6 protein-coding genes are annotated in these 14991 nt (G+C 52.7%); all 6 read left to right on the plus strand.

Features of this window, described 5'->3' with window-relative positions; translation table 11 throughout:
- Position 1 precedes the first annotated feature (1 nt).
- Complete coding sequence (locus LG202_RS10405) at positions 2-2857, plus strand: EAL domain-containing protein (RefSeq protein WP_230348380.1); 2856 nt, start codon at positions 2-4, stop codon at positions 2855-2857.
- A gap of 109 nt (positions 2858-2966) precedes the next feature.
- Complete coding sequence (locus LG202_RS10410; protein WP_230348381.1) at positions 2967-3452, plus strand: sigma-70 family RNA polymerase sigma factor; 486 nt, start codon at positions 2967-2969, stop codon at positions 3450-3452.
- A gap of 5 nt (positions 3453-3457) precedes the next feature.
- Positions 3458-4432 (plus strand): FecR domain-containing protein, encoded by a 975-nt coding sequence (locus tag LG202_RS10415; RefSeq protein ID WP_230348382.1) that lies wholly within the window; start codon positions 3458-3460, stop codon positions 4430-4432.
- 89 nt (positions 4433-4521) lie between these two features.
- Positions 4522-6963, plus strand: a complete 2442-nt coding sequence (locus LG202_RS10420) for a TonB-dependent siderophore receptor (RefSeq protein WP_230348383.1) — start codon at positions 4522-4524, stop codon at positions 6961-6963.
- Positions 6964-7552: 589 nt separating this feature from the next.
- On the plus strand, positions 7553-13063 hold the full coding sequence (locus LG202_RS10425) for a glutamate synthase-related protein (RefSeq protein ID WP_230348384.1): 5511 nt from the start codon (positions 7553-7555) through the stop codon (positions 13061-13063).
- Positions 13064-13130: 67 nt separating this feature from the next.
- Complete coding sequence (locus LG202_RS10430) at positions 13131-14879, plus strand: sulfite reductase subunit alpha (protein WP_230348385.1); 1749 nt, start codon at positions 13131-13133, stop codon at positions 14877-14879.
- The last annotated feature ends 112 nt before the right edge of the window (positions 14880-14991 follow it).

A 14991-nucleotide genomic window follows, 5' to 3' on the forward strand; every position in this document is an offset into this window, starting at 1 on the left:
AATGAGCAGTACGAATATCTCTGACCGGGGCTTGAACGGTGCTATGCAGCTGAAAATGCTGAGTTTTGTCATTAATCGCATTCAGGAAGCTGTGCTTATCTGTGATGCTGATGGCAGGATATGCCTAGTGAATTTGGCCAGCTGTGATGAACTGGGCTATACAGAGGAAAACCTGCTGCAAATGTCGGTGACTGAGGTGCTGACTAGTCTGGATGCTACACAATGGCAGATGGACTGGCAGGTGTTGCAACATCAGCAGATCATGATCCGCGAAACCCATATCCGGAACAGTGATGCCACTACTATTCCCGTCGAGATCCAGGCTAATTATTTTGTCGATTCAGGTCAGCAGTATTGCGTGTTGTTGATCCGAAATCTCAGTGCTCATCTGGAAATGCTGGAAAAGTTACGCGAGCAGGAGCTGCAATTCCGCCAGTTGGTCAAGAATTCCCCCGATATTTTTATTCGCTACGATCAAGATTGCCGCCGTATTTTTCTGAGCGATGATTATGAGCGCGTATTTGGCGTATCTGCTGCCAAGGCATTGGGCAAAAAGCCAACTGAGGTCTGGGGTAGGCCCAACATGCCACCTGCAGAGTATGAAATCAGATTGCGAGAGGTGATGCAGTCGGGCACGGCTCAAGAAATTGAATTGGAGTGGATGAAGGGTAAACATTACGTGTGCCAGTCTCTGCACGCTGTGCCTGAGCGTAATGTCAAAGGCGAAATTACGGGGGTGTTGACCATTACGCGCGATATTTCACATATACGCCGTGTGGAGCGCGAACTCAGAAAACGAGAACAATACCAGAGTGCCTTGATTGAGAACTTTCCTTTTGTGGTTTGGCTCAAGGATTTGGATAGCAAATTATTGGCAGCTAACAGTGCTTATGCCGAGTTTGCCAAGGTGGCATCAAAAGAGGAGTTGGAAGGAAGAACAGATTTTGACTTGTTCCCCTTGGAAGATGCCAGGAACTATGTTGATGGGGATAAGCGCGTCTTGCAAAGTGGCCTGCCTTATCTCGCAGTAGTGCCAATCACCAAGCCGAACGGTGAAAAGGGCTGGATAGAAGCTTATAAGTCGCCCATGGTATTAGATGGCAAAGTCGTGGGTACAGTAGGATTTTTCCGCGATGTCACCGAAATCAAGCAGAACGAGGAGAAGTTGCTACAACGCGAGCGCGAACTGCAATCGCTGATCAATAATACGCCCGATACCATCATCCGTTATGACCTGAATGCACGCCGTTTATATGCTAATACGCCTAAATTGAAACGTATTGGTATCGACACCGAGAAGCTGATTGGGACATCGCCATCAGAATACCCCGGTGGTGAGGCGTATGTGAAATATGAGGAGAAGATTAAGGGAGTGATCAGCAGTGCAACGCCAGATTTCCTGGAGTTACACGGCAAGGCCGAGAATGGTAACGCATGGTTTATTCATGTGCGGATTGTGCCCGAATTTGGGGACAACGGTCAGGTTGTGGGTGTGCTGGCGGTAGAGCGCGATATTACTGAGCTGATGGAATACCGGGAGCGGATTCATTATCTCGCATACTATGATGCATTGACTGGCCTGCCGAACCGCACTTTATTCTCTGACCGTGTTAACCAGGTATTAGCGGATGCAAGTTGGCATGAGCAGCGCTTTGGGCTCATGATGCTTGACCTGGATCGCTTCAAGGAAGTCAATGATACTTTGGGGCACCAGGCAGGTGATGAGCTGCTGGTTGCCGTGGCGCAGCGGCTCAATGCCGCGGTGCGCAGCTACGATACGATTGCGCGCTTGAGTGGTGATGAGTTTGCGATCCTGTTGCCTGAGTTGCGCAATCCTGATGACCTAGCGACCATCGCGAGGAAAATCAATGATGAGATTGCCAAGCCCTTTCATATTCACAAGAAAGAGCTTTTCATTTCTACCAGTATAGGGATTGCTATTTATCCCGACGATGGTGAAGATCGTGCCACACTGTTCAAGAGCGCTGATGTGGCGATGTATCACGCCAAGAACTATGGCCGCAATAACTACCAGTTCTATTCTCGCGAGTTGGGCTCCAAGGCGTCAGAATACATTATGTTGGGTGCCTCCATTCGACAGGCGCTCAAGAATGCTGAGTTTGAATTGTTCTACCAGCCTCAGGTTGATCTCATGTCAGGGAGCATTGTCGGCGCGGAGGCGTTGCTGCGCTGGCGTAACCCGCAATTGGGCGTGGTAATGCCAGATCGATTTATCAAGGTTGCGGAGGAAAGTGGCCTAATAGTGGAAATTGGCGAATGGGTATTGCGTGAGGCCTGCAATGCCTTGGTTAGCCTGAATAACAATCGCGGGGAACAGAGTCCGCTTAGCATGGCGGTCAATTTGTCTTCACGCCAGTTCCTTTATAACGATCTGCTGGCCTCGGTGAAGCAGATTTTGGCAGAAACCGGTTGCAAGCCTGAGTGGCTGAAACTGGAAATTACCGAGAGCCTGTTACTGGAAGACAGCCAGGAGATCATCAATACCCTGAGCGCATTCAAGGAAATGGGGATAACCATTTCGATTGATGACTTCTGTACTGGCTATTCTGCCATGAGTTATCTTGGTCAGTTCCCAATCAGCCAGGTGAAGATAGATCGCTCTTTCGTGCGGGATATCGCTGCCAAGCAAGATAAGCTGGAGCTGATTACCGCCATTATCCGCATTGCCCATGCCTTGAGGCTGGAACTGGTGGCAGAAGGTGTGGAGAGTAAGCAGCAGGCTAATTTGCTCAAGATTCAGGGATGCACGATTGCGCAAGGTTACTTCTTCGGCAAGCCCATGCGCCTGCGCCATCTGGAACTTATCTTGGCAGATGGACAAAACCTGATGCAGTAGCGTTTTGCTCCCGAGGTTACCGGAATGGGCTTTGCACGCGGAAGACACTGCTATATAATGAGATTTATTCTCATTTATTGCGTCGTGTGCAGCTGCCACCCTCCTCATCTTGAACGCTTTCAAGGCTCTCTACACTAATCACCATAGCTGGCTTAGCCAATGGTTGCGCAAGAAAATGGGCAACCAGTTCGATGCGGCTGACCTGGCGCATGATACCTTCATGCGTGTTTTACTCAGTGGTGATGTCGATAAGCTGCATGAACCTCGTGCGTTTCTCACTACCGTGGCTTCTGGCCTGGTATCTAATTTTTATCGCCGTAAGAAACTGGAACAGGCTTATCTTGATGCCCTGATGCAATTGCCGGAAGCCGTCATGCCTTCGCCCGAGGTCAAAGCCATGATGTTGGAAACCTTGGTTGAAATTGATGGTCTGCTAGAGGGGTTGCCATATAACGTACGCAAGGCTTTCCTGCTTTCCCAGTTGGATGGCTTGAGTCAGGCGGAGATTGCCTTGGAGTTGGGCGTATCGATATCGACAGTCAAGCGCTACATTGTGCAAGCGATACAACAATGTTGTTTTGGAGGTGTGAGGTAATGGGGATGAATACGAGCAAGGAAATCTCCCTGAAGGTGAGCCGTGAGGCTGCCGAGTGGTTGGTAGAGCTGCAATCTGGCCAGCCCAGCCCTCAGACCCAGGCACAATGGCAAGCTTGGCGCGACGCACATCCTGAACATGAGCAGGCATGGCAGCATATTGAAAAGCTGGGAGAGCGGTTGGGAGGCTTATCATCATCCCTCGCCCATGCCACGCTGGCACCCAAAGGCTCCTTGCAGCGCAGGCGTGCCATCAAGACCCTCTCAATGTTATTGTTTGCTGGTGGCAGTGCCTGGGTCGTGCAAGACAAGATGCCATGGTGGCAACTCAATGCTGATTACAGCACCGGCGTGGGTGAATCGCAGCGGGTGGTGCTGGAAGATGGCACCGTCGTGCAACTCAACTCATCCAGTGCGATTAATGTGGCGTATACCGCACAACAGCGTATTGTGATGTTGCTACGCGGCGAGATTCATATTGCCACTGCCCACGAGCCTGCCAAGAGGCGGCCATTTTTGGTGGCGAGCGATCAAGGCAGTATGCGTGCCTTGGGAACCCAATTTGTTGTGCGACAGTTGACCAATGACAAGGATAGCCCGATCAAGATCGGTGTGCTGGAGGGGGCTGTCGAGGTTGCCCCCAACGAGATATCCACCAAAGTAAGGCTGCAGGCAGGAGAGCAGTTATCTTTTACGCGGCATATGCTGACACCAGTTGAGCCTATTCTTCCATACGATACAGCCTGGCTGAAACGCATGCTGGTGGCAGATGACATGCCCCTGGCTGAATTCCTGGCCGAGCTTAGCCGCTACCGCAAAGGTAGCCTGAGTTGCGATGACAGTATCAAGCACCTGAAAGTGAGTGGGACGTATCCCTTGGAGGACACCGACAAGGTCATTGATATGCTGCAACAAAGTCTAAAGCTGGAAATCCGCATGTTGACCCGTTACTGGGTGCGCCTGATGCCAGCTTCGGTGTAAATTCCAACACATTATTGAGCTGTTTTTGATTCTTGCGTGGCATTGGAAATAGGGGAACCTATTTTCATTCGCATATCAAGGGAAAATCAATGCAGCACAAGCATTACATATCACCGCCACGGTTAAGGCTGGGTCAGTTGATTCTGGCTCAGGCATTTTCCACACTACTAGTGTTTACCACACCTATCTTTGTTGGTTCTGCCATGGCAGAGGTGGCGGTTAAGCACTACCAGATTTCTGCTGGGCCGCTTAAAGATGCGCTGGCGCAATTCGGCCAACACGCACAAATCATGCTTTCTTACAGCGGTGAGCTGGTAGCTGGGTTGCATAGCAATGGCTTGAACAAGGCTGCATCGGTGAGCGAAGGCCTGGAGCAATTGCTAGCTGGAACTGGCTTAGAGGCGGTTTCGCAGGAAAACGGCGGCTATGTATTGCGCAAGGTTGCCAGGCCTAACACTGGCCGTACGGAAAGCACCCTGCAAGAGGTGCGGGTGCATGCCAGCAAGGATCCAACAACGGAAAATACGGGTTCTTACACCACAAGTGCTACCGGTGCTTCTACCAAATTGCCGTTGTCACTCCGTCATACACCGCAATCGGTTAGTGTGATCACGCGTCAGCGCATGGACGACCAGAACCTGACACAGTTGCAGGAGGTGCTGGAGCAAACCGTGGGGATTACCGTGACGCAGAGCGGGTATGTTGGCGCTAACTGGAACGGCTACCAGTCACGAGGATTCTATATCGATAATTATTTAGTTGATGGCCTGCCACAGCGGAATGGTTTTGAGCAGATGACATCGGACATGGCATTTTATGACCGGGTGGAAATATTGCGTGGTGCCAATGGTATTGTGAATGGCGTGGGTTCGCCTGGGGGGAGTGTCAACTTTATCCGCAAAAAACCGACCAAGGAATTCCAGGCTTCTATCACTGGGCAAGTGGGTTCTTGGGACAACTATCGCGGTATGCTGGATATTTCCACCCCTTTGAATGCAGATGGCAGTGTGCGTACTCGCGTAGTTGGCGTCAAACAGGACAGTCGCTCCTATACAGAGCGCTTTTCTCTTGATCGTGAGATGTTTTATGGCATTCTTGAGGCAGAAATTACCCCTGCTACCTTGTTCACTGCAGGCGTTGAATATCAGAAATATGACACCAATGCTTCGCCTGAAGCAGGCTTCCCCTTGTTCTACACTGATGGCTCGCATACGCATTGGAAGCGCTCGAAAAATCCAGGGGCCAATTGGGCATACAGCAAGCATGAAAAACTCGCTTGGTTCACTTCGCTGGAGCATTTCTTTGAAAATGACTGGCGCGCTAAGGTACAGTTTAATCGTTCCCGCATCGAGTACGATTCACTCATAGGCTCGGCAGCCTGGGGATATCCAGATCGCAACACGGGCGCCGGGGTTAATCTATATGCAGGTCGCTGGGAAGCCAAGCCGGTGCAGAATGCATTGGATGTCTATGCTAGCGGCCCGTTCTCCCTGTTGGGGCGACAACATGAGCTGGTATTTGGCATCAACGCTTCTGATAGCGAATATAACGCTCCCGAGAATGAGCTTTGGTATATCACTGGCTATGATCCCAGCGTGCCAAATTTCATCAATTGGGATGGTAATTCGCCAGCCGCGCCGTACTTGCCAGCAACGGGGCGTTACAAATTCAGGGAGCGCCAGTTTGGTGCCTATGCTACTGCTAAATTTAAACCTACAGATAAGCTGGCTATCCTGGCCGGTGCGCGTGTCAGTCACTGGCATCAGGCAACCGAGCACGAGCCAGGCGATAGGGAAAGCAAGTCAGAAACCGGTGAAGTGACACCTTACATTGCCGTGACGTATGACATTACCGATATAGCTTCTGTCTATGCCAGTTATACCACCATTTTCTCGCCGCAGTCTTATCGGGATATTAATGGTACATTTCTTCCTCCCTTGGAAGGAAATAGCATGGAGGCAGGCGTCAAGCATGCTTTTTACGGTGGTCGCTTGAATACTAGCTTGGCCGTATTCCATGTTGAGCAGGATAATACCCCTGTGGAGTTGGTGGGGGTCCCAAGCCCAGCAGGAGGGGCGGCTTATAGGGCCGAGAAGGGCACGACCAGCAAGGGGTTCGAGGCCGAGTTGGCTGGCGAGTTACAGCCCGGTTGGCAAGTTAGTGGAGGCTATACTTATCGAATCTCCAAGGATGCCGATGGCAACCTGATGCAAACTGTTGCGCCTAAAAATCTTGTCAAACTGTTTACCAGTTATCGTTTGCACGGTGACTGGAATAAGTTGACTATCGGAGGTGGTGTCAATTGGCAGAGCCGTATCTATTCAGAAGGCACCGGCCCTGGCGGTACATATCGCTTCACGCAGGGTAGCTATGCTGTTGTTAACCTGCTGGCACGCTACCAATTTGATGAGCACCTGTCTGCAGCGCTGAATGTCAACAACCTGCTGGACAAAACCTATTACAGCAGCACCAGCATGGGGTTCTATGGCGCACCTAGCAATGCCATGCTAACCGTAAAATACCAATTCTAGTAGTAAATGAATTCACAGGAGCGACATATCATGCCGCCCCTGTGAAGTTTTATGCACATTATTGGTGCCTAATTCTCTTGGAACGGGAGTTGTGGCCGGCCCAGAATTTTCCTTCCGATTTCCTGCATCAGCGGAAAATTGTTTCACTCATCAGTACAATACAATCTTTAGCTTCATGTTTCAGTTCATTTCAGGTAAGTGAACTGTAGTTTCCCCACTTCATATCCTCTAAGCCAGCAGGTTTGCTAGGTTAGATCTGATTCTATCGGCACTGCGCACGAAAAATGTGCCTCAAATGTGCATGCGCACATTTTTGGTGCTTTTGATAACATTCTCAACAACTCCATATCATTCGCAAAACGTGATGCTTGGTGTGCAATGCTTTGTTTTTAAAGTGGATGTGCCTTGATGGAAATGCGGAAGGTGAATATCTATAGCATTAACTTGGTTTGGTATGGTAATTGCTTATTAATAAGACCGGCGGAAGTTGGGGGTGCTTGGAATGGCAACGAGACACCACAATATACCATGCCATGGAGCACGGTATAACCGGAGCCGCATCAGATTAATGAATTTGCTGGAGAGGTGAATGAGCGCAATCAATGGTTCGCAAAGCGACAATACTTTTGGCTTGTATGACAGTTCCTTGGAAAAGGATAACTGTGGCGTTGGTTTTATTACCCGCAAAGATGGGATTCAAACCCACGATGTACTGGTCAAGGGGCATGAGGCTTTGTGTACGATTCCTCACCGAGGTGGTATGTCTGCCGAAGGCGTGGGCGACGGTGCTGGTGTTTCCATTGATTTGTCCTTGCCTTTCTTCTGTAGGCTGACTGGTAAGACACTTGCAGCTGGTCGCTTTGGGGTGGGTAACTTCTTCCTGCCTAGTGATGCCGCCGCTTATGCCCGTGCCGAAGAGATTATCCGTGCCGCCTTGGCTGATAAGGGTTTGGAAGTCTTGCTGGTGCGCGATGTGCCGGTGGACAATGACGCGATTCGCCCTGCTGCCATCCGCTATCAGTTGCCTATCCAGCAATGGGTGTTTGCTGCGCCTGCCGACATTGATGCGTCAGAGTTTGATCGCCGCATCTACAAGGCCCTGTTGGTAATCGAAGAGCAGGCATATACCGATGCTACCTTAAGCGGCCTCTATCCATTGTCGATGTCTGCCCATACCCAGGTACTCAAGGGTCGCCTGAATTCCAACGAAGTGATTCCGTATTTCCACGACCTCATGGAAGAAGATCACGCCGTGCATACCATGTATTTCCATACACGGTTCTCTACCAATACTGACCCGCATCCGAGCATGGCGCAGCCATTCCGCATGATGGCGCACAACGGTGAGCTGAACACTGACCGCAAGAACCGTATTGCGGAGGCGGCGCTGGCGCGTGCCCGTAATGGCAAGATTTTCCGTCCCAAGGGTCAGTCTGACAGCTCGCGTCTTGACCAGACCCTGAACAGCCGCCTGATGGATGACGGCTTGGACCTAGTGACTGCCGTGGTTTCCATGATGCCGCCCGCCTGGGAAAATGATTCTACCCTGCCTGACAATATCAAGGCCATGTTGGAGTATTTCTCCCTCTATGAAGAGAAGAATGATGGCCCTGCCGCGCTGATTTTCGGTAATGGTAGTGTGGTGGGTGCACGTCTTGATCGCCTGGGCCTGCGTCCTTTGCGCAGTGTCGAAACCGAGGAATACCTTTGTGTCATGTCCGAGGCTGGCCAGATCAATTTCGCGCCAGAAAGTGTATTGCGCCGTGGTCGTATCGAAGCTGGCGGCATGCTGTATTACGACCACAACGAAAAGCGTTCGCGCGGCACACTGGAAACCCTGGAAATGCTCGCGGCCAAGCGCGATTATCCCGCCCTGCTTGAACAAGCGCGTGCCACATTGAAGCAATTGCCTGCGGTGCCTGCCGAGGTGGCTGGTTCGCCTCAGCGCTACCATGGTGATCTGGCCCTGTATCAGCGCTTTGTTTCCTATTATTACAATCAGGAAAGCTTCAAGTTCATGATGGACCCGATGCTGGCAACCGGAGGCGAGAAGATTTCCGCCATGGGTTACGGTAATGCCATCAATGCGCTGACCGACCACGAAGGCGGCGTGGCACATTATTTCTCGCAACGCTTTGCACAAGTGACCAATCCTCCGCTGGATTCCATCCGCGAGGCTGACGGCATGACCCTGCGTGTGGCGCTGGGTGCCAAGCCCAACATGAACAAGGGTAAGGGCCGCCAGATCGTCATCGATTCGCCTGTCCTCAGCCATCTCGACATGCTCAAGCTGCGTGAGCAGAAGGAAACGCCATATCGCGGCTTCGAGTCTTTGTATACCCCTGTCGTGGGGGATGCAGCGGCTAATGAAAAGGCGCTAGAACAGGGCATTGATGATCTCGCCGAGGCCGTAGTTACCTTTGCACGCGAGGAAGGCGGCATTGCCGTCATTTCTGATCGCCATGTGTCCTCCAGCCAGGCTGCCATGCCGTTGCTGCTGGTGGTATCCGCCATCAACCAGCGCCTGATTGACGAAGGTTTACGCCTGGATGTTTCCATCGTGGCGGAAAGTGGCCAGATCGTATCTTCGCACCATGTGGCGGCTGCCCTGGGCTTTGGCGCTTCTGCGGTGTATCCGCTGGGCGTGCAATTGCGTGCTGAAGAAAAGTACGGTGCAGATGCTGACAAGGCATTCAAGAAATACGCCAAGGCTGCTGAAAAGTCCTTGATGAAGACCATGGGCAAGGTTGGCCTGTGCACGGTTGAAAGCTACATCGGTGGCGAATTTTTCGAGCCTAACTTCCTCAATACCAATGACCGCGTGTTGCGTAAGTATTTCCCCAACCTGAAGACCCCGGTTGGTGGCGCTGACTTTGCCGCCATTGCCAGGATGGTAGTGGATTGGCATCAGGAAGCACAGAAAGTGACCGACGAGAACAGCGTGCCCTTGCTGGGCTTGTTCAAGGAGCGTTCCGAGGGGGCTGGCCATTCGTTCGGCACTATTGCCGTGCGTGGTTTCGTCGATATGACGGAAGAAAAAATTCACTTCGACAAGCAGGGTGCACGTGCGGAAGATGAATTCCTGCGCCTCATGACCTTGTCCAAGCTTGAAGATGCGTTCTCTCTCAAGAAAGGCGAGGCATTCAGTGGCAGCTTTGATCGCCTGAGTGCGGAGGAAATAGACAACTTTGGCGTGACACCAAGCTATCGCAGCTTTTCGCACATGATGGCGGAAGAGCGCGCCAAGCGGCCATCTGCCTTGCGTGACGTGCTGGAGTTTCCTGCTGATGTGAGCAAGATCACCAGTGCGGATGAGTTCCGCGCCGTGCTTGGTCGCTATGCGATTGTTGGTAACAACAGCATCGTGATCCGCGGCATTGAAGTGCAAACCCTGGGTAATGACCGTTTTAGCCTACATCTGACAGGCCCGTTGGCAGGGGATATTTCACGCTTGTCTACGTTGGGCCAAGCGTTGGTAGCCCATTTTGGCAAGGCCATCAGCGGCCACTGGCTGGAAGACAGCGCATTGACGGTGGAAGCCACCGGCAATGCTGCCGAATATTTCAAACTGCTGCGCGTGGCACCAGATAGCGTGCCATTAGCGGAAGTACAACCTGCGAGCGAAATCACTCGCAGCTTCGCGTCAGGTGCGATGAGTCATGGGGCACTGGTTGCCCCTGCACACGAGGCAGTGGCCCACGGTACCAATATGGTGGGCGGTATGTCGAACTCCGGTGAAGGTGGTGAGCATATCTCCCGCTACGGCACCATCCGTGCCTCGCGCATCAAGCAATTGGCTTCCGGTCGTTTCGGCGTATGGGCTGGTTACTTGGCAGACCCAATGCTGGAAGAACTGGAAATCAAGATTGGCCAGGGTGCCAAGCCAGGTGAAGGTGGCCAGCTGCCAGCACCCAAGGTCACCGTCGAAATCGCGGCGGCGCGTGGTGGTACGCCTGGCGTGGAGCTGGTGTCCCCGCCCCCGCACCACGACACTTACTCCATTGAGGACTTGGCGCAGCTCATTCACGACTGCAAGGCAGCGCGCGTGCGCGTGATCGTCAAGCTGGTGTCCTCCGAGGGCATAGGCACGATTGCCGTTGGCGTAGCCAAGGCCGGTGCCGATGTCATCAACGTGGCAGGCAATACCGGCGGTACCGGCGCTGCTGCCGTCACCAGTCTCAAGTATACCGGCCGCTCCGCTGAAATCGGCATTGCCGAAGTTCACCAGGCATTGTGCGCCAATGGTTTGCGCGATAAGGTGATCCTGCGTTGTTCTGGTGCTCACCAAACCGCTAGCGATGTGGTGAAGTCTGCAATGCTTGGTGGCGATAGCTTTGAGTTTGGTACAACAGCGCTGATGATGCTCAAGTGCGTGATGGCGAAGAACTGTAACGTCAAGTGTCCTGCTGGCCTGACGACCAATGCCGAAGTATTCGATGGTGATCCACGTGCATTGGCGCAATACCTCATCAACGTCGCGCATGAAACCCGCGAGATCCTTGCCACTATTGGCTTGCGTTCATTGCGCGAAGCACGTGGCCGCAGCGATTTGCTGCAATTGCTTGATCACCCCGCTTCTGTTGGCCAGCTTGACCTGCGTGCCATGTTGACCGTGGTGCCAGAAGTGAAGATCGAGAATCCGGTCTACATGGAAAAAGATTTCGAGCTGGATGATGCGTTTATCGACGTGTTGCGCAAGGCGCTGCTCGAGGACAAGCAGCTTGAGGTTAACCTTGGCGCAGGCCAGATGCTCAACAATCGCAACAAGACCGTGGGGGGGCAACTGGCGATTGATATTGAGCGCCTGCTCAACCATGAGTTGAAAGCAGAAGCTGCATTGCAATTGCCTGCGGTGATTGCAGATAAGCGTGGTCGCCGTTTCCTTAAGCCCGATACCGTCAAGATATCGACCAGTGGCTCTGCAGGCCAATCTTATGGTGCTTTCTGTAACGATGGCATGGTGTTGCGCCACAGCGGCACCTGCAACGACGGCGTGGGCAAGGGCCAGGCTGGTGGCACCATCATCGTGACTTCGCCAGGCGGTGGTTCCGAGCAGGCAGGTGGCAATGTGCTGGTGGGTAACTTTGCACTGTTTGGCGCAACCGGTGGTAGATTGTTTGTTGAAGGCCAGGCTGGCGATCGTTTTGCAGTACGTAATTCCGGTACGACTGCTGTGGTCGAGGGTGTGGGTGATTTTGCCTGTGAATATATGACCAACGGCGCTGTGCTTAACCTAGGTGCGTTCGGCAAGGGTTTCGGTAACGGCATGAGCGGTGGTTTTGCCTATCAGTATGATCCTTATGGAGAGCTCACTGGCAAGGTGGCGGCGGATTCTGTATTGCTGGGCAATATCACTGATGATAGCGAGATGGCGCGTGTACACAGCCAGGCTATCCAGCAATTATTGCAATGGCATCTGGAAGCCACCGGCTCCAAGCGTGCTGCATGGCTGCTGGAAAACTGGGAAGCTGAGCGTCAAAACTTCGTCTTTGTCATGCCACGCGCCCTGCTGCTTTACCAGGACAGCGATGAAATCCTTAAGGCTAAGCCACGCAAAGAGTTGTTGGAAGAGTTATCTTCCGCGTTGGCTGCTTTCCAAGTGCGCAAGTTCAAGCTGGCTTACCGCGATGGCAAGCCCGTGGTGGGTGGCAAGGTGCCAGGCCATGGCGAGGCAGACAGCGAGGAAATGTATGAGCTACTGAACAATTACACTGTGCTCAACATGGCGCAGCAAGTGGCCATGGCCAAGGTGCCAAATGCACAATCGGTAGCTGACCCTGCCGTGCAAAAGGCGGTGCGCAACCTGTTGCTGACGGAAGACTTCCTCCTGATGCAGAAGCTGCAGCGCTATGCGCGTGAAGCAATTGACGGATATAGTGATCAGGAGCTGGCTGTGCTGATTGCCGACAAGCGCCTGAGAGATTACAAGTCTGCCTTGAGCCTGCGCAACATTCTCTCCATGGATAGTCCAGGCACTTATGGCTGGATTATTCATCAGAGCTTGAAGAACAGCACCCTGCTTGGTGCACTGCCCAGCCTGGAAGCCTTGTTTGCCAAGGCCTCCATGCAAGAGCTTGTAGCCACGCTTAAATCCAATTAAGACTATACTAATAGTTTGACCCCATGCCGTGCCTGGTGCACGGCATGCATTTGTTGACGACCAGATAATGAAGATTCCCTACATTCCTGAAGATTCACCGTTTAATCAAGACCAGAAAGCTTGGCTGGCTGGTTTCCTGGCTGGTTTGCAGACGAGATTGCTCAATACCGATAGCGGTAGCGGGCGCGGTAAGCCGCCGATTTATATACTCTACGGTTCACAAACTGGCAATGCAGAAGGCCTGGCGGCTACCGCTGCCAGCACGGCCAAGCAGCATGGCCTGGAGCCTGTCGTCAAGGCGCTGGATGAAGTCGAGCTGGAAGAGCTCGGTACCATGCGTCGCGTATTGATTGTGACTTCCACCTACGGCGAGGGTGAAATGCCCGACAACGCCCAGTTGTTCTGGGAGGCGTTGTCATCCGAGCATGCCGAGCGCCTTGAAGAGATGAGCTTCGGTGTGCTGGCGATTGGTGATACCGGTTACGATGGTTTCTGTGAGGCAGGCAAAAATCTCGATACTCGCCTGGAACAATTGGGTGCCAAGCGACTGCTCGCACGCGTGGATTGTGATGTTGATTTCGAGGAAGCGGCCAATACGTGGATTGAAACAGCGCTACCTCTATTTGCAGAAGTTGAGGGTGGCCCTGACGAAGTAGCAGCCAGTCCTGCAGCAGCCGATACTGCTGCACCAGCCGCATCGGCCTACAACCGCAAGAATCCTTATAAGTCGGTATTGGCGGTTAATCGTCGCCTTTCCGGCGAGGGTTCTGGCAAGGAAATCCGCCATTACGAATTCGACTTGGGCGATAGCGGCATTCATTACGAGGCAGGTGATGCACTCAATGTGGTGCCGGAAAACAATCCTGAGCTGGTGAATCTGCTGATTGAGCGCCTGGGCATCAAGGCCGATGCCGCTGTGGCCAAGCATGACCAGCCAATAGCAGAGTTGCTGACGCGTGGTTTCGAAATTTCCACACCATCGCGCGAGCTGATTGCTGCTGTGGAGCAACGTGCTGGCAATGCGGACTTGAGCCGCCTAGTGCAGAGCGGTGACAAAGCTGCCTTGGAAAACTGGCTGTGGGGCAAGGATACGCTTGATCTGTTGCAGTTGAACCCATCGCTAAGCCTGAGTGCCGATGAGTTTGTCAGCCTGCTTAAGCCATTGCAGCACCGCGCTTATTCTATCTCCTCCAGTTCGCTGGCCAATCCTGACCGTATTCACCTCACCGTTGCAAGTGTGCGCTATGTTTCTGCTGGCAGGCAGCGTGGCGGTGTGTGCTCGACTTATCTCGCTGATCGCGTTCAGGAAGGTGAGCAGGCCGGTATTTTCCTCACTACCAACAAGTCGTTTCGTGTACCTGCCGATAAGCATGCACCTGTGATCATGGTCGGCCCAGGCACTGGTATTGCCCCTTTCCGTGCTTTCCTGCAAGAGCGCCAGGCGTCTCAGGCACCAGGCAAGAACTGGCTGTTCTTTGGCGACCAGACCCGTGCTAGCGATTTCATCTATGAAGATGAGTTGACGGTGATGATGAAGGACGGTGTGCTGAATCGCTTTGACCTCGCCTTCTCGCGTGACCAAGCTGAAAAGATTTACGTGCAGACCCGCATGCGTGAAAACGGCAAGGAACTGTACGCTTGGTTGCAGGATGGTGGACATTTCTACGTCTGTGGTGATGCCAGCCGCATGGCCAAGGATGTGGATCAAGCCCTGCATGATGTGGTGGCCGAACACGGTGGCCTGGATGCCGAAGGCGCGACAGCCTATGTTAACCAGCTCAAGCGTGAGAAGCGCTACCTGCGTGACGTTTACTAAGCCGTAAAACAGCTAGATGTGAAAAACGGGGCACTCAGCCCCGTTTTTTTATGTGCGTCGATGTTGCAACAGTGGCAATTGTTGTGAAATTTTCTCTACCGGGGTGTCCTTT

The sequence above is a fragment of the Methylobacillus methanolivorans genome, from assembly GCF_054588515.1.